This window comes from Streptomyces lusitanus, assembly GCF_042647945.1.
Lineage (GTDB): Bacteria > Actinomycetota > Actinomycetes > Streptomycetales > Streptomycetaceae > Streptomyces > Streptomyces pseudogriseolus.
Window position 1 is genome coordinate 449,201 of the sequence record NZ_JBHRWL010000033.1, and the last position, 22,201, is coordinate 471,401.

Annotated in this window: 14 protein-coding genes, 6 tRNA genes and 1 riboswitch; of the genes, 9 read left to right on the forward strand and 11 right to left on the reverse strand. The window is 73.4% G+C overall.

Features of this window, described 5'->3' with window-relative positions; all coding sequences use genetic code 11:
• Positions 1 to 153: 153 nt before the first annotated feature.
• The 6 genes from ACFOSY_RS33975 to ACFOSY_RS34000 form a co-directional block, all read right to left on the reverse strand.
• Positions 154 to 228, reverse strand: a tRNA-Asp gene (locus ACFOSY_RS33975).
• Between the two features lie 92 nt (positions 229 to 320).
• A complete protein-coding gene (hrpA, locus tag ACFOSY_RS33980) occupies positions 321 to 4,301 on the reverse strand; it encodes an ATP-dependent RNA helicase HrpA (protein WP_394314445.1) in 3,981 nt (1,326 codons plus the stop codon).
• 97 nt (positions 4,302 to 4,398) lie between these two features.
• Positions 4,399 to 4,472, reverse strand: a tRNA-Phe gene (locus ACFOSY_RS33985).
• Positions 4,473 to 4,496: 24 nt separating this feature from the next.
• A tRNA-Asp gene (locus ACFOSY_RS33990) sits at positions 4,497 to 4,571 on the reverse strand.
• Positions 4,572 to 4,610: 39 nt separating this feature from the next.
• Positions 4,611 to 4,683, reverse strand: a tRNA-Glu gene (locus tag ACFOSY_RS33995).
• 80 nt (positions 4,684 to 4,763) lie between these two features.
• Positions 4,764 to 6,410 (reverse strand): metallophosphoesterase family protein, encoded by a 1,647-nt coding sequence (locus ACFOSY_RS34000; protein WP_394314447.1) that lies wholly within the window; start codon positions 6,408 to 6,410, stop codon positions 4,764 to 4,766.
• Positions 6,411 to 6,494: 84 nt separating this feature from the next.
• Between ACFOSY_RS34000 and ACFOSY_RS34005 the strand changes: the two genes are divergently transcribed.
• The 4 genes from ACFOSY_RS34005 to ACFOSY_RS34020 all read left to right on the forward strand — a co-directional run bounded on the left by ACFOSY_RS34005 (position 6,495) and on the right by ACFOSY_RS34020 (position 10,107).
• Positions 6,495 to 6,845 carry a metallopeptidase family protein gene (locus ACFOSY_RS34005; RefSeq protein ID WP_006133340.1) on the forward strand — a complete coding sequence of 117 codons (351 nt, stop codon included), beginning with the start codon at positions 6,495 to 6,497 and terminating at the stop codon, positions 6,843 to 6,845.
• A gap of 73 nt (positions 6,846 to 6,918) precedes the next feature.
• Positions 6,919 to 7,467, forward strand: a complete 549-nt coding sequence (locus tag ACFOSY_RS34010) for a hypothetical protein (protein ID WP_394314449.1) — start codon at positions 6,919 to 6,921, stop codon at positions 7,465 to 7,467.
• A gap of 238 nt (positions 7,468 to 7,705) precedes the next feature.
• Positions 7,706 to 9,880, forward strand: coding sequence for a DEAD/DEAH box helicase (locus ACFOSY_RS34015; RefSeq protein WP_394314450.1), 2,175 nt, complete (start codon positions 7,706 to 7,708; stop codon positions 9,878 to 9,880).
• A gap of 154 nt (positions 9,881 to 10,034) precedes the next feature.
• Positions 10,035 to 10,107, forward strand: a tRNA-Lys gene (locus ACFOSY_RS34020).
• 98 nt (positions 10,108 to 10,205) lie between these two features.
• Here ACFOSY_RS34020 and ACFOSY_RS34025 read toward each other — a convergent pair.
• The gene (locus ACFOSY_RS34025) at positions 10,206 to 10,499 is read right to left on the reverse strand and encodes a DUF3040 domain-containing protein (RefSeq protein ID WP_394314452.1); all 294 of its coding nucleotides are present in this window, start codon (positions 10,497 to 10,499) and stop codon (positions 10,206 to 10,208) included.
• 317 nt (positions 10,500 to 10,816) lie between these two features.
• On the opposite strand from ACFOSY_RS34025, the gene ACFOSY_RS34030 reads away from it, so the two are divergent.
• The 4 genes from ACFOSY_RS34030 to ACFOSY_RS34045 all read left to right on the forward strand — a co-directional run bounded on the left by ACFOSY_RS34030 (position 10,817) and on the right by ACFOSY_RS34045 (position 13,905).
• Positions 10,817 to 10,954 carry a hypothetical protein gene (locus ACFOSY_RS34030; protein ID WP_394314454.1) on the forward strand — a complete coding sequence of 46 codons (138 nt, stop codon included), beginning with the start codon at positions 10,817 to 10,819 and terminating at the stop codon, positions 10,952 to 10,954.
• A 189-nt stretch (positions 10,955 to 11,143) separates the two neighbouring features.
• The gene (locus ACFOSY_RS34035) at positions 11,144 to 12,277 is read left to right on the forward strand and encodes a dihydrofolate reductase family protein (protein ID WP_394314456.1); all 1,134 of its coding nucleotides are present in this window, start codon (positions 11,144 to 11,146) and stop codon (positions 12,275 to 12,277) included.
• Positions 12,278 to 12,340: 63 nt separating this feature from the next.
• Positions 12,341 to 12,414 (forward strand) — tRNA-Met (locus ACFOSY_RS34040).
• A 306-nt stretch (positions 12,415 to 12,720) separates the two neighbouring features.
• Positions 12,721 to 12,876, forward strand: a riboswitch (cyclic di-AMP (ydaO/yuaA leader).
• A 12-nt stretch (positions 12,877 to 12,888) separates the two neighbouring features.
• Positions 12,889 to 13,905, forward strand: coding sequence for a M23 family metallopeptidase (locus tag ACFOSY_RS34045; protein WP_394314458.1), 1,017 nt, complete (start codon positions 12,889 to 12,891; stop codon positions 13,903 to 13,905).
• Positions 13,906 to 14,010: 105 nt separating this feature from the next.
• Here ACFOSY_RS34045 and ACFOSY_RS34050 read toward each other — a convergent pair whose 3' ends face one another.
• The 4 genes from ACFOSY_RS34050 to ACFOSY_RS34065 form a co-directional block, all read right to left on the reverse strand.
• Positions 14,011 to 15,336, reverse strand: coding sequence for a PrsW family intramembrane metalloprotease (locus tag ACFOSY_RS34050; RefSeq protein WP_394314461.1), 1,326 nt, complete (start codon positions 15,334 to 15,336; stop codon positions 14,011 to 14,013).
• A gap of 60 nt (positions 15,337 to 15,396) precedes the next feature.
• A complete protein-coding gene (gene trmB / locus ACFOSY_RS34055; protein ID WP_394314463.1) occupies positions 15,397 to 16,233 on the reverse strand; it encodes a tRNA (guanosine(46)-N7)-methyltransferase TrmB in 837 nt (278 codons plus the stop codon).
• Positions 16,234 to 16,344: 111 nt separating this feature from the next.
• Complete coding sequence (gene lhgO, locus ACFOSY_RS34060; RefSeq protein WP_394314465.1) at positions 16,345 to 17,568, reverse strand: L-2-hydroxyglutarate oxidase; 1,224 nt, start codon at positions 17,566 to 17,568, stop codon at positions 16,345 to 16,347.
• 65 nt (positions 17,569 to 17,633) lie between these two features.
• Positions 17,634 to 19,058 (reverse strand): MFS transporter, encoded by a 1,425-nt coding sequence (locus tag ACFOSY_RS34065; RefSeq protein WP_225654410.1) that lies wholly within the window; start codon positions 19,056 to 19,058, stop codon positions 17,634 to 17,636.
• A 738-nt stretch (positions 19,059 to 19,796) separates the two neighbouring features.
• On the opposite strand from ACFOSY_RS34065, the gene ACFOSY_RS34070 reads away from it, so the two are divergent.
• On the forward strand, positions 19,797 to 21,962 hold the full coding sequence (locus tag ACFOSY_RS34070) for an asparagine synthase-related protein (RefSeq protein ID WP_394314468.1): 2,166 nt from the start codon (positions 19,797 to 19,799) through the stop codon (positions 21,960 to 21,962).
• Positions 21,963 to 22,201: the final 239 nt, after the last annotated feature.

Below are 22,201 nucleotides of genomic sequence, written 5' to 3' on the forward strand. Positions count from 1 at the left end.
CTCAACTGCGGTCCTGACGGGATTTGCTGTGTCGGATCGCGGCTGCGCCGCGGGCGCGGCCTCCACCTTGGCAGGGTGGCGGGTGGTTCGGTGGTGGGGGCGTCGCGCGGAGAAGCCCCGCGCCGATTGCTCGGGGCGGGGCTTCCTCAACTGCGGTCCTGACGGGATTTGAACCCGCGGCCTCCACCTTGACAGGGTGGCGAGCACTCCAAACTGCTCCACAGGACCTTGATTCGCGGCGCGTTCCTGCGTTGCGCTGCGAGAAGGACTGTACAGGAGCAGGAGCCCCCTGGTCGAACTCACCCTGCGTGCGGGTGCCGTCACGGCGCCGCCGCGTCGATCGCCTTCACGATCCGCTTGTCCGACACGGGGTACGCCGTGCCCAGCGCGTGGGCGAAGTAGCTGACCCGCAGCTCCTCGATCATCCAGCGGATGTCCCGCACCTGCTGCGGCACCGGACGCCCCTGCGGCATCTGCTCCAGGAGCCAGGCGTACTCGTCCCGCATCTCGTGGACCTTCGCCATGCGCGTGGTGTCCCGCTGCGCGTTCGCCGGCATCTGCTGGAGCCGGCGGTCCGCGGCCACCAGGTACCGCATCAGGTCGGGCAGCCGGCGCAGCCCCGCCTCGGTCACGAAGCCCGGCTTCACCAGGCCGTCCAGCTGCGTGCGGACGTCCTGGAGGTTCGGCAGCAGCGCGGGGCTGCGGACGCCCTTCAGACGCCGCTCACAGGCCTGCCAGGCGGCCAGCACCTGCTGCACCTGCCCGACCGCGCGCACCGTCGTGTCGACGATCTCCGCACGCACCTTGTCGAACAGCTTCCGGTACGACTCCTCGTCCCACACCGGGCCGCCGAAGTCCGCGATCAGCTTGTCCGCCGCCGCCATGGCGCAGTCGTCGAACAGCGCCTGCACCGAGCCGTGCGGATTGGCGGACAGGGCGAGCTTCTGAGGATTGGTCAGCTTTTCGGACGCGAACTTCGCGGGGTTGACCGGGATGCCCAGCAGGATCAGCCGCCGGGTGCCCTTCCACATCGCCTCCGCCTGCTCGGCCTCCGAGTCGAACAGCCGCACCGACACCGAGTCGCCGTCGTCCACCAGCGCGGGGTACGCCTTCACCGGCTGGCCGGCCCGGCGCGTCTCGAACACCCGGGTGAGCGAACCGATCGTCCAGTCCGTCAGCCCCTTGCGCTCCAGCGACTCCCCGCCCTGACGCTGCGCCGTGGCGGCGGCCGCCTGCGACAGCGCCTTGCGCGCCTTGGGCCGCAGCTTCAGCTTGAGCGCCTCCAGGTCCTTGTCCTCGGCGAGCGTGCGGCGCCGCTCGTCCACGATCCGGAACGTCACCTTCAAGTGGTCGGGGACGCGGGACCAGTCGAAGTCGTCCGCCTCGAACGGCACGCCGACCATCCGCTTCAGCTCGCGGGCCATGGTGACGGTCAGCGGCTCCTGGAGCGGCACCGCGCGCTCCAGGAACGCCTTCGCGTAGTTCGGCGCCGGCACGTAGTTCCGGCGGATCGGCTTGGGCAGGGAGCGGATCAGCTCCGTGACGACCTCTTCGCGCAGACCCGGGATCTGCCAGTCGAAGCCCTCGTCCGTGACCTGGTTCAGCACCTGGAGCGGGATGTGGACGGTCACGCCGTCCGCGTCGGCCCCGGGCTCGAACTGGTACGTCACACGGAACTTGAGCGGCCCCTGGCGCCAGCTGTCGGGGTAGTCGGCCTTGGTGACCGCGTCCGCCGACTCACGGATCAGCATCTCCCGCTCGAAGTCGAGGAAGTCCGGCTGCTCGCGCCGCTTGTGCTTCCACCACGAGTCGAAGTGCGCCCCCGACACCACATGGTCGGGGATCCGCCGGTCGTAGAAGTCGAAGAGGGTCTCGTCGTCGACCAGGATGTCCCGGCGCCGCGCCCGGTGCTCCAGCTCCTCGACCTCGGTCAGCAGCTTGCGGTTGTCCGCGAAGAACTTGTGGTGCGTGCGCCAGTCGCCCTCGACCAGGGCGTTGCGGATGAACAGCTCCCGGGACAGCTCCGGGTCGATCCGCCCGTAGTTCACCTTCCGCTGCGCCACGATCGGCACGCCGTACAGCGTGACCTTCTCGTACGCCATCACGGCCGCCTGGTCCTTCTCCCAGTGCGGCTCGCTGTAGGTGCGCTTGAGCAGGTGCTCGGCGAGGGGCTCCACCCACTCCGGCTCGATCTTCGCGTTGACCCGCGCCCACAGCCGGGACGTCTCGACCAGCTCCGCCGACATCACGAACCGCGGCGGCTTCTTGAACAGCGCGGAGCCCGGGAAGATGGCGAACTTGGCGTTGCGCGCCCCGAGGTACTCGTTGCGCCCGCCCTCGCGCCGGCCACCGCCCTGCCCGGAGTCCTTGGACTCCTTCACGTCCTTCATGCCGATGTGCGAGAGCAGACCGGCCAGCAGGGAGACGTGGATGCGGTCGGCGGGGGCGTCCTGGTCGTTGAGGTGGATGCCCATCTGCTTGGCGACGGTCCGCAGCTGGGCGTAGATGTCCTGCCACTCGCGGATGCGCAGGAAGTTCAGGTACTCCTGCTTGCACATCCGGCGGAACGACGACGAGCCGCGCTCCTTCTGCTGCTCGCGGATGTACCGCCACAGGTTGAGGAAGGCGAGGAAGTCGCTGGTCTCGTCGCGGAACCGGGCGTGCTGCTGGTCGGCCTGCGTCTGCTTGTCGGCGGGCCGCTCCCGCGGGTCCTGGATGGACAGGGCGGCCGCGACGACCATGACCTCGCGGACGCAGCCGTTCTTGTCCGCCTCCAGCACCATGCGCGCCAGACGCGGGTCCACCGGCAGCTGGGCCAGCTTCCGCCCGGTCTGGGTGAGGCGCTTGCGCGGGTCCTTCTGCGCCGCGTCGAGCGCGCCGAGCTCCTGGAGCAGCTGGACGCCGTCGCGGATGTTGCGGTGGTCCGGCGGGTCGATGAAGGGGAACTTCTCGATCTCGCCGAGGCCGGCCGCCGTCATCTGGAGGATGACCGAGGCGAGGTTGGTGCGCAGGATCTCCGCGTCGGTGAACTCGGGACGGGAGAGGAAGTCGTCCTCGCTGTAGAGCCGGATGCAGATGCCGTCCGAGGTACGGCCGCAGCGGCCCTTGCGCTGGTTGGCGCTGGCCTGCGAGATCGGCTCGATCGGCAGCCGCTGCACCTTGGTGCGGTGGCTGTAGCGCGAGATACGGGCGAAGCCGGGGTCGATGACGTACTTGATGCCCGGCACGGTCAGGGACGTCTCGGCCACGTTCGTGGCCAGCACGATCCGGCGGCCGCTGTGCTGCTGGAACACCCGGTGCTGCTCGGCGTGCGACAGCCGGGCGTACAGCGGCAGCACCTCGGTCGAGCGGTACCGCTTCTTGTTCAGCGCGTCCGCCGTGTCCCGGATCTCCCGCTCACCGGAGAGGAACACCAGGATGTCGCCGGGTCCCTCCGCCATCAGCTCCTCGACGGCATCGGTGATCGCGGTGATCTGGTCCCGGTCGGCGTCGTCGGAATCCTCCTCCAGCAGCGGCCGGTAGCGCACCTCCACCGGATACGTCCGCCCGCTGACCTCGATGATCGGGGCGTCGCCGAAGTGGCGGGAGAAGCGCTCGGGGTCGATCGTCGCCGAGGTGATGACGACCTTGAGATCGGGGCGCTTCGGCAGCAGCTGCGCGAGATAGCCGAGCAGGAAGTCGATGTTGAGGGACCGCTCGTGCGCCTCGTCGATGATGATCGTGTCGTAGGCGCGCAGCTCGCGGTCGGTCTGGATCTCCGCGAGGAGGATGCCGTCCGTCATCAGCTTGATGAACGTGGCCTCCGGGTCCACCTGGTCGGTGAAGCGGACCTTCCAGCCGACGGCCTCGCCGAGCGGGGTGTCCAGCTCCTCGGCGACACGCTCGGCCACCGTGCGGGCCGCGATCCGCCGGGGCTGGGTGTGCCCGATCATGCCGCGGACGCCCCGGCCCAGTTCCATGCAGATCTTCGGGATCTGCGTGGTCTTGCCGGAGCCCGTCTCACCGGCCACGATCACCACCTGGTGATCGCGGATGGCCTCGGCGATGGCGTCCTTCTTCTGGCTGACGGGCAGCTGCTCGGGGTACCGCACCTCCGGCACCCTGGCCCGGCGCGCCGCCATACGCTCCGCGGCCGCGGCGGCCTCCGCCTCGATCTCACCGAGAACGGCGGCACGGGCCTCCGGCTTACGGATCTTGCGGGCGCCCTCGAGCCGCCGCCCCAGCCGGTGCGCATCGCGCAGCGACAGTTCGGAGAGGCGGGAGGCGAGGGAGCCGAGGGCGGGGGCAGAGTGCGTAGACATACGGACTCCAGGATCTCAGACCGCGTAAAAACGCGGCGAGCCATTTTGCCGGGGCACACGACAAGGCCCCGATCGGAGATCGGGGCCTTGTCTGCGGTGGCTGGGGCCGGGGTCGAACCGGCGACCTTCCGCTTTTCAGGCGGACGCTCGTACCAACTGAGCTACCCAGCCGCGATGTTTCACGTGAAACACCAGCGGTCCTGACGGGATTTGAACCCGCGGCCTCCACCTTGACAGGGTGGCGAGCACTCCAAACTGCTCCACAGGACCAAGCATGTGTCGTACGACAGTGTCGCACAGGGTGGTGCGTGCCCCCAACGGGATTCGAACCCGTGCTACCGCCTTGAAAGGGCGGCGTCCTAGGCCGCTAGACGATGAGGGCTATCGGCCCGCCTGGGCGCTTCTCAGCGCGTCGGGGACGTGAGAAGCATATGGGATGGCGGGATGGTTCGCCAAAACGGTTTAGGGGCGGGGTCGTGACGGCGTGGCGGGGGCGGGTGCGGGGGTGGTTTCCGACGGGCCCCCGGAGGGGGACGCGGAGCCGCTTCCGGAGGGGGACGGGGAGCTGTCCGCGCCCGGCTGGTTCTCCTCGGGCAGGTGCCGGCTGACCTCCGCCGTGGTGAGCCCGAGACCGCCCAGCTCGATGGAGTCCCACGCCTGGAGGCGCTTGGTGTCCCGGTCGAAGTAGAGGATCGACGTCTCGATCGGGTCGGGGTACGTGCCCTCGATCGCGCGCAGCCCGCTGCCGCCGGTGGACCCCTCGATGCGCAGCCGCGTGCCGTACCGCATGACCTCGGTGTCCTCGTGGTGGAGGTGGCCGGAGAGGACCAGCGGCACGGTGCCGTCGACCTCGCGGGCCGCCGAGGGCTCGTGGACGACCGCCACGTCCACGGGGGTGCCGGCCCGCTTCTGGTCCCGCATCGCGGAGGCGAGCCGGGCGCCCGCCAGCTCCTGGGACTGCTCGGCCCCGGTCCTCTGCGTGCGGTCGGGGGTGAACTGCGGGTCGCCGATGCCGGCGAAGCGCAGGCCCGCGACGGTCCTCGCCCGGCCGTCGTCGAGGACGTGCACGTTCCTCATCCGGTCGAGGTAGCGCTGGGTGACGAGCGAGTCGTGGTTGCCGCGCACCCATACGTACGGGGCGCCCAGGTCCTCGATCGGGTCCAGGAAGCCGTTCTCGGCGGCCGTGCCGTGGTCCATCGTGTCGCCGGAGTCGACGATCACGTCCACCTGGTACTGCTCCACCAGCGAGGCGATGATCTTCCAGCTCGCGGGGTTGAGATGGATGTCGGAGACGTGCAGGACGCGGATGGTGGTCGGGTCCGGCTGGTAGACCGGCAGCGTGGACGTGGCGTCGTAGAGCTTGGTCACGTTGGTGACCAGCCGGGCCAACTCCTTCTGGTAGACGTCGAACTCGGTCACGATGCTGCGCGCGTCGCCGACCAGCGAGGGCGCGGAGGACAGCAGGCCGGAGAACTTCGGCTCGAGCACCGAGTCCGGGTTGAAGGTCGCGTACGCCGTGCCGCCGGACGCGGCCAGCAGGCCGAGGGCGAGCCCTCCGGCGGCCAGTGCGCGGCGCGGGCGGCGGTAGACGAGGAGCCCGAGCGTGGCGGCGCCGGTGACGACGGCGACGCAGGAGCGCACGGCGAGGTCCGCGGTGCCGCGCGCGATGTCCTCGGCGACCTCGTCCTGGAGCCCCGAGAGACGCTCCGGGTGGTCGACCAGGGCACGGGAGCGCTCGGGGTCGAGCTGGTCGACGTTGACGTCGAGGCGCACCGGGGCGATGTGGCTGTCGAGCTGGAGCGCGCCCAGGGGCGAGATGTTGATCTTCGTGCCGCCGGTGAAGGACGGGCGCAGGGTCATGGTCGTGTTCATCGGGCCGACCGGCACCCGGACGTTGCCGACGACGAGCAGACCCAGCCACGCGCCGAGCAGGACCACCGCGACCAGCCCGAGGGCGCGCACCCAAGGGCGCGGACGGGCGCCGGGGGTGAGGGAGAGGGCCGGTGCGGCCGGGGGCCGGCCGCCGGAGCGGTGGCGGCGGGTCGGGGCCTGCGGGAGCCGTGGGAAGCGGTGGATCAGGTTCATGACGGCAGTCGGGACGCGGGCCATTGATCCCCTATGCCCGTGCGGGCGGCCGGATATGCGAGCGCCGCCCGCATCTCGTACCGACCGATCGTCCCCGACAATGGCTTCGTGCTGGAGATGACGCGCGAGGAGTTCGAGGAGCTGGTCGCCGAGGCGCTGGACCGGATCCCCCCGGAGCTGATGCGGCTCATGGACAACGTCGCGGTGTTCGTGGAGGACGAGCCGCCGGCGGACGACCCGGAGCTGCTCGGGCTGTACGAGGGGACGCCGCTGACCGAGCGGGGGGAGTGGTACGCCGGGGTGCTGCCCGACCGGATCACGATCTACCGGGGGCCGACGCTGCGGATGTGCGAGTCCCGGGAGGACGTGGTCGCGGAGACCGAGATCACGGTGGTGCACGAGATCGCGCACCACTTCGGGATCGACGACGCCCGGCTGCACGCCCTCGGCTACGGATAGGCCGTTCGCGTGTCCTCTTGCGGGTGACGGGAGTTGGGGTTGTCGACCCTGTACTCCACCCGGAGGTGGCCCCGTGCGCCGCTTGTACGTACCCGTCCGCCTGGCCGCCGCCGTCGTGGCCGTCGCCGCTGCCGCCGGATGCGTGAGCGTCGGTGACGACGACGCCGGCGGGAAGGCCGGGCCGTCCCACTCCGCGGGCCGCGCGGGCGGCGAGGCCCCGGACGGCGGCACCGACGGGGTGGGCGGCAAGGCCGGCCACGGAGCGGCCGGGGCCGACGGCGGGCACGGCGAGGAGCACGACCGCGACAAGGGCGGCAAGGACGAGAAGAAGAAGCGGAAGGGCAAGCGCCCCTCCCCGTCCGGCGACCGGCCGTCCGACGAGGCCAGCCGCCCCGCGCCGGACGACGACGGTCCCGGCGAGCCCGCGCGCCCGACCCCCGACGACCGCCCCGACCAGCCCGAGCCCAGCCGGACGCCCGATCCGGGGCCCTCCGACCCGCCGCAGGACCCGGGCCCCTCGCCCGAGCCGACCCAGGCCGAGCCGTCCTCGTCCGCGCACCAGCCGCCCGACACGCAGCTCGGTGAGCGGGAGCCGGCGCCGGCGGCGGGGGCGCCGGCTTGACCGTCACCGCGGCCCCGTCGCACCCGTCTCACCTGCTGATTTGCATCCGAGGGTCTGGGGTGCGTATGGTGAGAGATCGTTTGATCCTATTTGCCCGGCGCCACAACAGAGCGCGCCGTGTGGCGCGTACTCTCTCCCTTGCCGTGGTGGACCGCATTGAGGCGGTCGTAATTGCGAACTGCGAATCACGGAGTTGACGGGCGCGTGCCGAAGAGACTCCGGAAGGTTTCGCATTCGTATGCCCATCGCCAGTACTGATCACGTCGTCGTGCCCGAGAACACCGAGGACACCGACACCACCGCCGTCACCGAGACGGCGGCCCCCGAGATCACCTTCGCCTCCCTCGGCCTGCCCGAGGGCGTCGTGCGCAAGCTCGCGCAGAACGGCGTGACCACCCCCTTCCCGATCCAGGCGGCGACCATCCCGGACGCCCTGGCCGGCAAGGACATCCTCGGCCGCGGCCGCACCGGCTCCGGCAAGACCCTCTCCTTCGGTCTGCCGACCCTGGCGCAGCTCGCCGGCGGCCGCACCGAGAAGCACAAGCCGCGCGCCGTCATCCTGACGCCGACCCGCGAGCTGGCCATGCAGGTGGCCGACGCCCTCCAGCCCTACGGCGACGTCCTCGGCCTGAAGATGAAGGTCGTCTGCGGCGGCACCTCGATGGGCAACCAGATCTACGCCCTCGAGCGCGGTGTCGACGTCCTCGTCGCCACCCCCGGCCGGCTGCGCGACATCATCAACCGCGGCGCCTGCTCCCTCGAGAACGTGGAGATCGCGGTCCTCGACGAGGCCGACCAGATGTCCGACCTCGGCTTCATGCCCGAGGTGACGGAGCTGCTGGACCAGGTCCCCGCCGGCGGCCAGCGCATGCTCTTCTCCGCCACCATGGAGAACGAGATCAAGACCCTCGTCGACCGCTACCTCGCCTCCCCGGTGTCGCACGAGGTGGACGCGGCGCAGGGCGCGGTGACGACCATGTCGCACCACATCCTCGTCGTGAAGCCCAAGGACAAGGCGCCGGTCACCGCGGCCATCGCCTCCCGCAAGGGCCGCACCATCATCTTCGTGCGCACCCAGCTCGGCGCCGACCGCGTCGCCGAGCAGCTGCGCGACTCCGGTGTGAAGGCCGAGGCGCTGCACGGCGGCATGACCCAGGGCGCGCGGACCCGCACCCTCGCCGACTTCAAGGACGGCTACGTCAACGTCCTGGTCGCCACCGACGTCGCCGCCCGCGGCATCCACGTCGACGGCATCGACCTGGTGCTGAACGTCGACCCGGCCGGCGACCACAAGGACTACCTGCACCGCGCCGGCCGCACCGCGCGCGCCGGCCGCACCGGCACGGTCGTCTCCCTGTCGCTGCCGCACCAGCGGCGCCAGATCTTCCGCCTGATGGAGGACGCGGGCGTCGACGCCACGCGCCACATCATCCAGGGCGGCGCGGCCTTCGACCCGGAGGTCGCCGAGATCACCGGCGCCCGGTCCATGACCGAGGTGCAGGCCGAGTCCGCCGGCAACGCCGCGCAGCAGGCCGAGCGCGAGGTCGCCCAGCTCACCAAGGAGCTGGAGCGCGCCCAGCGCCGCGCCACCGAGCTGCGCGAGGAGGCCGACCGGCTGCTGGCCCGCGCCGCGCGCGAGCGGGGCGACGACCCGCAGGCCGTGATCGCCGAGGCGGCCGCCGTGGTCGCCGAGGCCGAGGTGGCGCTGCCGGAGCAGCCGACCGCGCGGGACGTCGAGCGGACCGAGCGCGTCGAGCGCCCGGCGGCCTCGGCGCCGTACGAGCGGCGTGAGCGGCGGGACGACCGCGGCGACCGTGGCGGCTTCCGTCGCGACGACCGCCGTGACGACCGTGGCGGCCGTTCCTTCGAGCGTCGTGACGACCGTGGCGACCGCGGTGGCTTCAACCGCGACCGTGACCGTGGCGGCTTCCGCCGTGACGACCGCCGTGACGACCGTGGCGGCCGTTCCTTCGAGCGCCGTGACGGCGGCGAGCGCGGCGGCTTCCGCCGTGACGACCGTGACGACCGCGGTGGGCGTTCCTTCGAGCGTCGTGACGACCGGGGCGACCGTGGTGGCTTCAACCGCGACCGTGACCGTGGCGGCTTCCGTCGCGACGACCGCCGTGACGACCGTGGCGGCCGTTCCTTCGAGCGCCGTGACGACCGGGGCGACCGTGGTGACCGCGGTGGCTTCAACCGTGACCGCGACCGTGGCGACCGTGGCGGCTTCCGCCGTGACGACCGTCCCGGCCACCGGGGCAGCGACCGCCCCTTCAACCGCGACCGTCAGGGCGACCGCCCGGGCTTCCGCTCCGGCAGCCACGACCGCCCGTACGGCCGTCGTGACGACCACCGCGGCGGCGGCTCCTTCGGTCGCCGCGAGGACAAGCCGCGCTGGAAGCGCAACGGCTGACACCGCCTCACCGCACTGACCGCCGAGGGCCCGCGCGACACCCGTCGCGCGGGCCCTCGCGCATGTGTGCCCCCTCCAGCCGCAACGCGCCTCCCCGATACCCGATCGGCACCCCGCCCGCGTCCGGCTATGCTCGGGGAGGCAACATCGCCAGGGGCCCTTAGCTCAATTGGCAGAGCAGTGGACTTTTAATCCATTGGTTGTGGGTTCGAGTCCCACAGGGCCTACCTCTCGCGGGAGGGCAAGCCCCCGACGCGCGGAACGGCGCTCGCACCGGCCAGACCGGTACGAGCGCCGTTCGCGTGTGCGCGGGAAGCAGCCGGCGTCACCCGCCCGACGCCCCGCCGGAGTCACCCTCGTCCGGGCGGCCGTACGGGTCCAGGAGCTGTACCCCTATGCCGCTGGTCACCAGGCCCGCCGCGATCAGCAGGCCGTCGGGGGCGACGATGCCCGCGGTCAGCATGGCCAGCCCGGCGATCAGTACCCACCAGGCGCCGGTGCGCCGGTACTCGCGGGGGCGGGTCGGGCGGCCGGTGGTGAGGGAGCGGGCGAAGCGGGGGTCCTCGTGCTCGAGTCGGGCCGCGAGGTCGACCAGGCGATCGTCGTCGGACTGGGGCACGGCTCCTCCTTTCCAGGGGGTGGCCGCCCGGTCACACCGCCGGCGGCCGTCGCTCCGGGCACCGGGACGTGCGCGGACCGTCGGCGTGCCGCGAACTCGGGCCGCATGTCCAGGAGTTTGCCCGTGCGCAGAGGTCGTCACCCGCCCGGTACGGTGCCTCCAGGGTCGCCCGGGGCGCACGGCCGGAGCCATCCGTCGCGCCCCCCAACCTCAGGGGGGACCGGTACGCAGGAGACCGCGGGCACGGGGCCGTCCGCGCCGGGAAAATGGGGACTGTCACCGATGGCGCCGCCCCCCTCCGGGGCGGAGGCTGGACGGTGACGGCCCGCGCCGCGCCCCCGGCCGCGGGCCGTCGGTGTCCTCGGCACACCGACGGCGAGGAGGCGGAACCGGGCCTGAAGGACCGGCTGGAGCTCACCCGCTACGCCATCCGGGTCGGCCTGATCGAGCCCTGACCGCACGCCCGGACGCCCGGCGACACGGGGCGTCGAACCCGGACCCCGCACCCCCGGCGGCCGAGGCATCGAGCCCGACCCCCCCCGCCCGGCGGCCGGGGCACGGACGGCTCCCGCCGCACGGGTTGCCAGACTGGAGCCGGACCGCGCAGCGGTCCCGCCGCCGCCCGCACCCGGGAGAGCCCGCCGATGCCGCACCCGTACGTCCTGCTGTCCGCCGCCGTCTCCCTCGACGGCTACCTGGACGACACCGGCCCGGAGCGGCTGCTGCTGTCGAGCCCGGCCGACTTCGACCGGGTCGACGAGGTGCGGGCGTCCGTGGACGCCATCCTGGTCGGCGCCGGCACGATCCGCGCCGACAACCCCCGGCTGCTGGTCAACTCGCCCGAGCGCCGCGCCGCCCGGGTCGCCGACGGACGCCCGGAGTACCCGCTGAAGGTCACGGTGAGCGGCTCCGGCGACCTGGATCCCGCGGCCCGCTTCTGGCACACCGGCGGCGACAAGGTCCTCTACACCACCGGCAAGGGCGCCGAACGGGCCCGCGCGCTCGGCATCGCCGCCGACGTCGTCCCGCTCGGCGACGCCCTGGACTGGCGGCGGCTGCTGGAGCACCTGCACGACGTGCGCGGGGTGCGGCGGCTGATGGTGGAGGGCGGCGGCCGGATCCACACCCAGCTGATGACCCAGGGCCTCGCCGACGAGGTCCAGCTGGTCCTCGCCCCGCTGTTCGTCGGCGACCCGGACGCCCCCCGCCTGTTCGGGCCCGGCTCCTACCAGGGCGGACGGCTTCGCCTGGTCGAGACCCGGCCCGTCGGCGACGTCGTCCTCATGCGCTACGAGCCCACCGCGCCCGGCGCCGGCGCGCCGGCGTCCGCGGCCGACCGGCACTGGCTCGCCCTCGCCTGCGAGCTGGCCGCGCAGTGCCCGCCCTCCGAGACCGCGTTCAGCGTCGGCGCCGTCGTGGTCGCCGCCGACGGCACCGAGCTGGCGCGGGGCCACTCCCGGGAGGGCGGCGACCCCGTGGTGCACGCGGAGGAGGCCGCGCTCGCCAAGGCCGACCCCACCGACCCGCGGCTGGCCGGCGCCACCGTGTACTCCAGCCTGGAGCCGTGCGCCCGCCGCGCGTCCCGGCCGGCGCCCTGCGCGCGGCTCATCCTGGACGCGGGGGTGCGCCGGGTGGTCACGGCCTGGCGGGAGCCGGACACCTTCGTGACGGACGCCGACGGCAGCGCGGTGCTGGCGGAGGGGGGCGCCACGGTGCTGGTCCTGCCGGAGTACGAGCAGCGCGCGAAGGCGCCGAACGCGCACCTGCTGGGCGGCTGAACGCCCCCGGAGGAAAGGGATGTGCGGGGGACTCCGCGGATGCCGTACACTGGTGTTTACCGACGCGGGGTGGAGCAGCTCGGTAGCTCGCTGGGCTCATAACCCAGAGGTCGCAGGTTCAAATCCTGTCCCCGCTACTGAAGGCCGAGGGCCGGAATCCGAGAGGATTCCGGCCCTCGGTGTTTTTCCGTGCCGCCACTCGCACCCCCTTACCCTTCACGCACAGTGAGCGAACGGCCTCGGATCGCATAACAACTGACGTACCGTCAAATCTGACCGGCCGTCCGAGGCGCGGTCAACTCGCCCGTTTTCACCCGCTCATGGCGCTTACGTCCGTGCGGAAATCGTTAACGATCAAGAGGAACGGCTTGGAATCCGGCCCCCGCGTCTATTAACGTTCGATAACGCAGCGCGGTCGTCCCAGCCGTCACAGAAGTCGGCTCCGTGCGCACGCGCCGAATCCCGCGAGGGAACCGGGGAACCACCTCAATGGGGTGAATCGGGCGGACATCGCCGTGGAAACACGGTCGTGGACGCGCGTAGGAGACCTTCCTGCTCCGAACCCGTCAGCTAACCCGGTAGGCGAGAAGGAAGGAAAGGAGCGCGCCCACGTGGCGTCCAACCCGCCTGCCCCCGAGGCCCCGTTCAAGCCGAGCGACACCTTCGCCTACGGCGCCCCCGGCGCCGACGAGGGGCCCTTCGAGGAGTGGAACCCCACCGCGGAGTCCGTGCGCCCCGTGCGCGGCCGGCACCGCGTCGCCAAGCAGCGCGGAGGCGGACTCGCCCGCAGCTCCACCGTCCTGGGCGTCGGCGTCATAGCCGCCGTCGGCGCCGGCGGCATGGCCAGCGCCCAGACCGGCAAGCCGCCCGTCTCCATCTCCATGCCCGACCTGCCCAACGTGGGTTCCCTCATCTCCGACGAGGAAACACCGAAGGGCTCCAGCACCCCCCTCAGCGACATCGGCATGACCACCGCCGACACCGACGAGGGCGCCGCCGACGCCGGTGAGGCGCTGCGCGCCCGCATCATGGCGCAGGTCGAGCAGCAGCAGGGCCAGGCGCAGAGCAAGGCGCAGGCCGCCGCCCTCGCCGCCGCCGAGAAGGAGGCCGCCGAGGCCGCCGCCAAGGCGGAGCAGGAGGCCAAGGAGAAGGCCGAGGCCGCGAAGAAGAAGGCGGAGGAGGAGGCCGCGAAGAAGGCCGAGGCCGAGCGCCTCGCCGAGCTGGCCAAGCAGTACGCCCTGCCGACCTCCTCGTACACCATCACCTCGACCTTCGGTCAGGCCGGCGCCTACTGGTCCTCCGGCTACCACACCGGACTCGACTTCGCCGCCCCCACCGGCACCCTGATCAAGGCCGTCCACACCGGCACGATCACCTCCGCCGGCTGGGACGGCAGCTACGGCTACAAGACCGTGCTCACCCTCGACGACGGCACCGAGATCTGGTACGCCCACCAGTCGTCGATCAACGTCAGCGTCGGCCAGAAGGTCAACACCGGCGACGTGATCGGCCGCGTCGGGGCCACCGGCAACGTGACCGGCGCCCACCTCCACCTCGAGGTCCACACCGCAGGCTCCGGCGGCATCGACCCGGCCGCCTGGCTGGCCGGCAAGGGCCTCAGCATCTGAACCACCCCGGCGGCCGCGTCCCGGCCGCCGTCGCCGTGAACGCCGGCAGTCCCGACGACGACCCCCCGACGTCAGGGCTGCCGGTTCCGCATGTCCGGGGCCTTCTCAGCGGCGGTAGGGGTTCTCCCCGTACGCCGGATACGGCGGCTGCCCCGGCGCCGGCCACGGTGCGGACACCGGCCCGTACGCCCATCCCGCGCCGTACGGCACCGGGGGCGCCGTGAGCCGGGCCGCGTGCTCCAGCGCCGGGCGGGCCGCCGCGCGCCGGTGCCACAGCTCCAGCAGCAGCTCCCGCTCCCGGGTCACGAAGTCCGCCCCCGCCTTCCCCGCGCGGCCCCGGTGTCGCAGGAACGCCAGCGACGTCGCGTACGCCTCGTACTGGGCGACCGCCCGCGCCGCCGGCCTGCCTCCGTGCTCGCGGGCGAACTTCCGGGCGAGCCGCCGGGCCCGCATCGAACCCAGCGCGAACGGCTCCGCCGGACGCAGCCAGCCGGCCACCGCGTACGCGGGCAGCTCCTTGCGCACGGTGCGCAGCTCCCGCTGCCGCGTCCACACCACCAGCCAGGTCAGCAGCCCGAACGTCGGCACCATGAACGCCCCGTACACGGCGATGAAGCCGAACTGGCCCAGCGTCGCGGAGCCGTTCCACAGGGCGTGCATGCCCATCGCGAGCAGCAGCCCGGCCAGCGGGAACAGCACGCGCCGAACCCGCTGCCGGTCGGCGGACAGCGCGGCCGCGCCGAAGCCGATGCCGGTGAGCACGGTGAACAGGGGGTGCGCGAAGGGCGACATGACGATGCGGACGAAGAAGGTCGCCGCGGTGACCGAGGCGACGCCGCTGCCGCCGGTGACCTGGTCGGTGCCGAAGGCGTTGCCGAGGTAGAGGACGTTCTCCGTGAACGCGAACCCGGTCGCGGTGAACCCGGCCGCCACCACGCCGTCGAGAATTCCGCCGAAGTCCCGTCTGCGGAACAGGAACAGCAGCAGCACCGCCGCCGCCTTCGCGGTCTCCTCCACGACCGGCGCGATGACGGTCGCGCCGAGGGTGTCGGCGCCGGCCGGGTCGGCGGTGGTCGTCGCTATCCACCGGGTGGCGAAGCTGTTCGCCACGATCGCGATCAGCGCCGCCGCGCACGCGCCCCAGGCGAAGGCGAACAGCAGGTTCCGCCAGGGGCCCGGCTCCACCCGGCCCAGCCAGCGGAAGGCCGCCAGCAGCAGCGGCACGGGCAGCACGGCCAGCCCCAGACCGACCAGGAAGCCCTGCGTGCCCGTCTGCTCCCGCACCAGCGCGAGGATCACCAGACCGGACAGCGCCAGCAGCGTGACCACCGCTCCGTAGCGCACCGCCGGGCGCTGCCACCAGTGCGGATGCCGCAGCGTGCTGCCGGGAGCTGGGCCGGGGTGCGGCGGGTACGGAGGGCTGCTGGCCACGGATTCGACCCTAACGAGAAAGGGGCAGGGCTGCGTGCCGGCTCAGGGAGACCGGGGAGGTCAGGCGGGGTCCCCGGCCCGGTGCCCGGCGCGGTCGTCGTGCGGTACGCGGCGGAAGAGCAGGTCGTTCACCACATGACCCTTGTCCAGCCCCTGCCGCTCGAAACGGGTCAGCGGCCGGAACCCGGGACGCGGCGCGAAACCGCCGTCCCCCTGGGTGTTCTCGAAGTCCGGGTGCGCGGTGAGCACCTCGAGCATCTGCTCCGCGTACGGCTCCCAGTCGGTGGCGCAGTGCAGGACGGCGCCCGGCGCGAGGCGGGACGCGGCCAGGGTCAGGAACTCGGGCTGGATCAGCCGCCGCTTGTGGTGCCGCTTCTTCGGCCACGGGTCGGGGAAGAAGACACGCAGCCCGCTCAGCGCGTCCGGGGCGAGCATCTCGCGCAGCAGGATGATCGCGTCCCCGTTCGCCACCCGTACGTTGGCCAGGCCGCGCTCCTCGGCGAGGTGCAGCAGATGTCCCTGCCCGGGGGTGTGGACGTCCACGGCGAGGACGTTCGTGGCCGGGTCGGCGGCGGCCATCTGCGCCGTCGCCTCGCCCATGCCGAAGCCGATCTCCAGGACGACCGGCCGGCCGTTCCCGAACAGCTCCGCCAGGTCGAGCCGGCGGCTGCCGTCGACGTCGAGCCCCCACACCGGCCACAGCCGCTGCAAGGCGTCCGCCTGACCCGCGGTGACGCGGCTGCGGCGGGGCTGGAAGGAGCGGATCCGGCGCTCGAAGTGCGACCCGGCGGGGTCGGCCTTCGGGCCGTCGGGGAACCGCGGCTCCCCCTTCGCGCGGGCGCGGGGGACCGGCTCGCCGGCGGGCCGCTCGGCGTGCGGTGCTTCGGGGGTGCTCATCACGGATTCAGACACAGTGCCCTCGATTTTACGGGGACGGCGCGCACGGCGGCCCGGCCGCGCGGACCGGCGGCCCGAGCCCCGCCACGACGACCCGCCGGCGCCCCGCTCTCACCGCTCGCTCTCGGCGAGGCCGGCCAGCGCACGGCGGGCGATCTCCCGGCCGATCGGCAGCGACGCGGTCGCGGCGGGCGAGGGGGCGTTCAGCACGTGCACCGCGTGGGGCGCCTCCCGGATCAGGAAGTCGTCGACCAGCGTGCCGTCGCGCAGCACCGCCTGCGCCCGCACCCCGGCCGCCGTCGGCACCAGGTCCTCGTCCCGCACGGCGGGCAGCAGCCGGCGCACGGCCCGCGCGAAGGCGGGCCTGGACAGCGAGCGGTGCAGCTCTCCGGCGCCGTACCGCCAGTGGCGGCGGGCCAGCTGCCAGGAGCCCGGCCAGGCCAGGGTCGCCCCCAGCTCGCGCGGGCGCACCGTCCGCCAGTCGTACCCCTCGCGGGCCAGCGCCGGGACCGCGTTCGGCCCCACGTGCACGCCCTGGTCCGTGCCCCGGGTGAGGTGGACGCCGAGGAACGGGAACGCCGGGTCCGGCACCGGGTAGACCAGGCCCCGCACCAGCTCGGGGCGGGCCAGCTCGTAGTACTCCCCGCGGAACGGCACGATACGGGCGCCGGGCTCGTCGCCCGTGAGCAGCGCGATCCGGTCGCAGTGCAGCCCCGCGCAGTTCACCAGCATGCGGGCGCGCACGATGTCGCCGGCCGCCGTCAGCACGGCCACGCCCCGGCCGGGGCGGCGGTCGACGCGGACCACCTCCGCGCCGTGGCGCAGGTCGGCGCCGGACGCCTCCGCGAGCCTGCGGGCCACCGCCTTGTAGTCGCAGATGCCGGTGGTGCCCACGTGGATCGCGGCGAGGCCCTCGACCTCCGGCTCGTACTCCGCGATCTGCGCGCCGCACAGCTCGCGCACCGTGAGGCCGTTCTCCCGGCCGCGCTGCACCAGGGCGTGCAGCCGGGGCAGCTCCTCGCGCTCCGTGGCGACGATCAGCTTGCCCGTCACCGCGTGCGGGATGTCGTACTCGGCGCAGAACTTGACCATCTCGGCCGCGCCCGACACCGCGTACCGCGCCTTGAGCGAGCCGGGGCGGTAGTAGATGCCGCTGTGGATCACGCCGCTGTTGCGGCCCGTCTGGTGCCGGGCCGGGCCCGCCTCCTTCTCCAGCACGGTCACCCGCGTGCCCGGAGCCGCCCGCCCCAGGGCGTACGCCGTCGACAGACCGACGATCCCGCCGCCGATCACCACCACGTCACAGTCGAACGACCCCGCCGCCACCTGCGCCACCTCCCGCGTCGATAGTGCACTGCGCCACTGACAACGGCTTCAAACCAAGGGCGGGGCGGGACGGGTCAGGCCGTGGTCATCAGCAGCGGGCGGGCGCGCTCGCGCAGCTCGACCACGCGCGGCTCGTCGCCGTACGGCTCCAGCCGGTGCAGCAGGTCCTTGACGTACTCCGTGGTGCGCGCGGAGGAGATGCGGCCCGCCACCTCCACGGCCCGCACGCCCTGCTCGCAGGCCGCGTCCAGGTTCCCGGACTCCAGTTCGGCGACCGCGGAGACCACCAGGCGCAGGCCGTGCGAGCGCACGAACTCCTCGGTGGGCTTCGACAGGGCCTGCTCGGTGAAGCGGCGCACCTGGCGGGGCGCCTTCAGATCGCGGTAGCACTCGGCCGCGTCGGCGGCGAACCGGTCGTAGGAGTAGAAGCCGAGCCAGGTCGGGTCGCTGTCGCCGGGCCGGGACCGCTCCAGCCAGCTCTCCGCCGACTTCAGCGCGGCGCCGGCCGCCTGCGCGTCCCCGGCGCGCGCGTGCGCGCGTGCCTCGACGAGGCGGAAGAAGCTCAGGGTGCGGGCGGTGGCCAGGCCGCGGTTGCGCTCCAGCGCCGCCTGGGCGAGGTCCACGCCCTCGTCTCCGAAGCCGCGGTACGTCGCCTGCAGCGACATCGACGCCAGGACGTAGCCGCCGAGGGGCACGTCGGCCGCCGCGCGGGCCAGGCGCAGGGCCTGGATGTAGTAGCGCTGTGCCGCCTCCTGCTGGCCGGTGTCGAACGCCATCCAGCCCGCGAGACGGGTGAGTTCGGCCGCCGCGCCGAAGAGGGAGCGGCCCACGTCGTCGGAGTAGGAGCCGAGCAGCAGCGGGGCCGCCTCGACCCGCAGGCACTCGGGGACCATCGACGAACGCCAGTCGCCGCCGCCGTACTTGGAGTCCCAGCGCCGGGCGTCCTCCGCGGCCTCCCGCAGTTTGCGTACATCGCTGTGGCCGACTTTGAGCGGTGCGCCGGAGCCGTCGGACGGGCTCACCTCGCGCGCGACCGAGCTGTCGGCCGGGGTTATCAGCCACCGTGAGGCGGGCGTGGCGTACGCGCTCACCGCGAACGACCCGGCGAGCGACTGCCAGATGCCGCCGGAGCCGGCCCGGCGGCCGGCCAGGTCCAGCCGGTACAGCTCCGTCGCGGACTTCACCGCCTGGCCGACGTCGCGCGGGAAGGCGAGACCCACCTCGGGCGCGGGATCGGCGTCCGCCAGCCCGATCTCGTGCAGCGGCACGGGGCGGCCCAGCTTCTGCCCGATGGCCGCGGCGATCAGGTGCGGGGCGGCGCCCTGCGGCACCATGCCCTTCGACACCCAGCGCGCCACCGACGTCTTGTCGTAGCGCAGCGTCAGGCCGCGCTGGGCGCCGAGGTCGTTGACGCGCCGCGCGAGGCCGGCGTTGCTGATTCCCGCGAGGGCGAGAACGGCGCCGAGTTTTTCGTTCGGCCCGCGTTGCTCCCTGGACATGCGCCACCCCTCGACACAGACGGCTGCCGCTCTGGCATAACCACGCGGCATTCGTAAACCCAGCGTAGTTCGCCGCATCCCAAGCGTTAAGGGGCATTCTTCCGGATGGCGGGATTGTGGTCCGTACTGAAGTGCGGGTCCGATACGCGCAGTTGCGGCGTGCTCCCGGTGTGTGGCCGTGCGCCCGTCCGTGCGCTCTTCTCCGGCCATCGCGGGAGCGATTCCATGGTCCGTGCGTGGGTCGGCCCGCTGTACTGGATCCAGCGGGCTGGGGGAACACCGCCGCCTTCATCCCCGCGGGCGGCGGAACGGTCCGGGAGGCGCGCTCCGCCTCCCGGACCGTACGCACCACGGCGATGCGCAAAGCCTGTACGGAGCGTGTTCGAGTGTGATCTCGCCGCTCCGATTTGGCCGAAAATCGACGCCACTCGTTTCGGTGTATCCGGGCTTCTATCCAGGTAGTTGAGGGCGCGTAAGGGGTTTTAGGGGCGCGCTACGGGGGCGCATTCGCGTCGAACTGGCCTGGTGGGCGGCGGCAGCCCGGACGTCGATCTCCACGGCTCGTGCGGGTGTTCGGGGGCGTGCGAGGTCAACGCCCGCGGAGGGTGGGTGTATCCGCCGGGGCGCATTCGACGGAGCACACACCGCTCCGGCGGCGTTACCGCGCGCCTCCTTCATGGCAGCATGGGGAACCGGTTCGTACGGTGCACTGGTTGTCCACAGCTTGTGGAGGCGGCGATGCGGTGGTTGGTGGGATGGAGCAGCACCGCCGCGGCGGCCGGAGGATACGGCCCCGTCGGCCCCGTCGGCTCTGCCGGCTCCGTAGGCTCGACCGGTGTCGACGGTGAGACCCTGCAACCCGTGGGCGCCCACCCGCTGTGGAACGACCCCGACCCGCTGTGGGCCGTCGGCGACTGGCGCCCCGACGAGGTGCGGGTCGTCTCCGCCGACGAACAGACCCGCATCGCCGTCCTCGGCACCTGCGGCGCCTCCGACGAACAGCTGCGCGTCGCCCTGTTCGCCGCCCGCGGCGGCGCCCTGCGCCACCTGACCGCCTGGCCCGGCAGCTACACCGCCGTCGTCCAGGTCGGACGCCGCATCACGGTGTGCGGGGACCTCGCCGGCGCCCGCCCCGTCTTCCACACCACCTTCGAACGGGGCGTCGCCTACGCCACCGCCGCCCTGCCGCTCGCCGACCTCGTCGAGGCCAACCTCGACTTCGGACACCTCGCCGCGCTGCTCGCGGCGCCCGACGTGCCCGCCGCGCTCCAGGACTCCACCCCGTACGAGGGCGTGAAGCGCGTTCCGCCGGGGCACGCGCTGATCCTGCGCGCCGGGGCCCGGGAGATCGCCGGGTACGAACCCGTCGCCTCACTGGCCGTCGCCGCCCCGCCCGCCGACCCCGACCATGCGGTGGACGCCGTGCGCGACGCGCTCGTGGAGGCCGTGCGGACCCGGCTGGCCGCGCCCCGCCACGTCCCCGGCGCGGACATGGACCCCGGCCCGGTGCCGGGCATGGGCCCCGCGGAACGGCGTGCCGCGCGGGGGACGCCCGTGGCGGGCATCGGGGCCGATCTCTCCGGCGGGCCGGCGTCGGGGGCTCTGGCGTTGCTGGCCGCCGGGCTGCCCGGAAGACCCGGCACCGTGCTGGGACACGGCACCGGCGCGGGGGAGCGGCTGCTCGCCGTCACCTTCAACGACCTCGCCGCCGGCGGGGCAGGGGGGCGCGACGAGGGCGAACTGGAGCGGGCGGGAGCGCTCGCCGCCAATCCCCGGCTGCACCACGTGGTGGTCGCCGGTGAGGAGCCGACCCTCCCGTACGTCGACCTGGACGTGCCGCTGACGGACGAGCCGGGCCCGTCGCTGGTCGCGGCGGCGCGGCACCGGGCACGGCTGGCGGCGGGCAGCGCGGACCACTTCACCGGGTACGGCGCGAGGCAGGTGCTGGACGCCCATCCGGCGCGGCTGGCCGACCTGTTGATGGACCGCAAGCGGCGGCATCTCGTGCGGCCGGTCGCCGCCCTGGCGAAGGCCGACGGGTCCGTGATGGTGCCCGCGCGGGTCTACGCGGCGGCCCGGAGGCTGGCGCGGACGCCGTACCGGACGGGGCTGGAGTCCCTCGCCCAGCGGCTGCTGCACCGCAAGCTGGACGACGACGGCCCTGGCGGGGCCGCCGACGCCTCGCTGGCCGCGCTGACATGGGGGCGGCCGGGGCCCGCGGCGCGGTGGCTGACCGGAGAGGCGCTGGCTGAAGTATCGGTTCGCCTCCAGGCGTCGACCTGGCGCTCGGAGGTCGGGCCGGGACAGCGGCCGGGGGACTTCCGGGCGCGGGCGGCGCTGGCGCGGTACGCGGCGGACGTGCGGGTGCTGGAACAGGCGGCGGAGATCCGCTCCCAGCGGCTGCACGCGCCGTTCCTCGACAACCAGGTGGTGCGGGCGTGCCGGGCCCTGCCGGAGGCGCTGCGGGTACGGCCGGGGGCGCGGGCGGCGATCCTGCGGTCCGTGCTGGAGGGCGCGGGGGTGCGGGAGCTGCCGGCGGGGTGGGGCGCGCAGGGCGCGCCGGCCTCGGCGGCCGCGGCCGCGGCGCGGACGGGGCTGCGGGTGGCGGCGGGGTCGCTGATCGCGCTGTTCGACACGCCGCTGCTGGCGGAGGCGGGGCTGGTGGAGGCGCGGGTCGTGCGGAAGGCGCTGCGGGGGGCGGCGGAGGGGGAGCCGCTGCCGCTGGACGGGCTGGCGGATCTGGTGGCGCTGGAGGTGTGGCTGCGGAGGCTGCTGGCGCGGCGGGGGACGTGCTGGACGGGGACGCCTGCGCGGCAGCGGGCGGTACCGGCGGGGATCGCGCCGCAGCGGGGGGCGCTGGGGGCGGGGGCAGCGGGGGCGGCGGGGGCGGCGGGGTCGCGCTGAGGTTGGACGCCTGCGGGCGAATGGGGGTTGCGGTCGGACGCCTGCGGCGCAGGGTTGCGGTCCGGTGGGGGCGGGCGTAGCGCCTACGGCCGGTGGGTGGTGCGGGGCCGCGGCGGGGGTGGACGTCCTCGGTCTGGCGCGATTGACCTTGTTTGCAGGGGGAGGGCGCGGACGCGCCAGCCGCTGCGGGCGCCCACCCCCACCCCGCCCCCTCCCCGCCGCGGGCGACATCCGTTAGC

Excerpts from the sequence above, each read along its gene's own strand:
- ACFOSY_RS34035 (WP_394314456.1), top strand. The coding sequence starts at position 11,144 with ATGCCGCACCCGTACGTCCTGCTGTCCGCCGCCGTCTCCCTCGACGGC.
- ACFOSY_RS34065 (WP_225654410.1), bottom strand. The coding sequence starts at position 19,058 with ATGTCCAGGGAGCAACGCGGGCCGAACGAAAAACTCGGCGCCGTTCTC.
- ACFOSY_RS34015 (WP_394314450.1), top strand. The coding sequence starts at position 7,706 with ATGCCCATCGCCAGTACTGATCACGTCGTCGTGCCCGAGAACACCGAG.
- trmB (WP_394314463.1), bottom strand. The coding sequence starts at position 16,233 with ATGAGCACCCCCGAAGCACCGCACGCCGAGCGGCCCGCCGGCGAGCCG.
- hrpA (WP_394314445.1), bottom strand. The coding sequence starts at position 4,301 with ATGTCTACGCACTCTGCCCCCGCCCTCGGCTCCCTCGCCTCCCGCCTC.
- ACFOSY_RS34000 (WP_394314447.1), bottom strand. The coding sequence starts at position 6,410 with ATGGCCCGCGTCCCGACTGCCGTCATGAACCTGATCCACCGCTTCCCA.
- ACFOSY_RS34070 (WP_394314468.1), top strand. The coding sequence starts at position 19,797 with ATGCGGTGGTTGGTGGGATGGAGCAGCACCGCCGCGGCGGCCGGAGGA.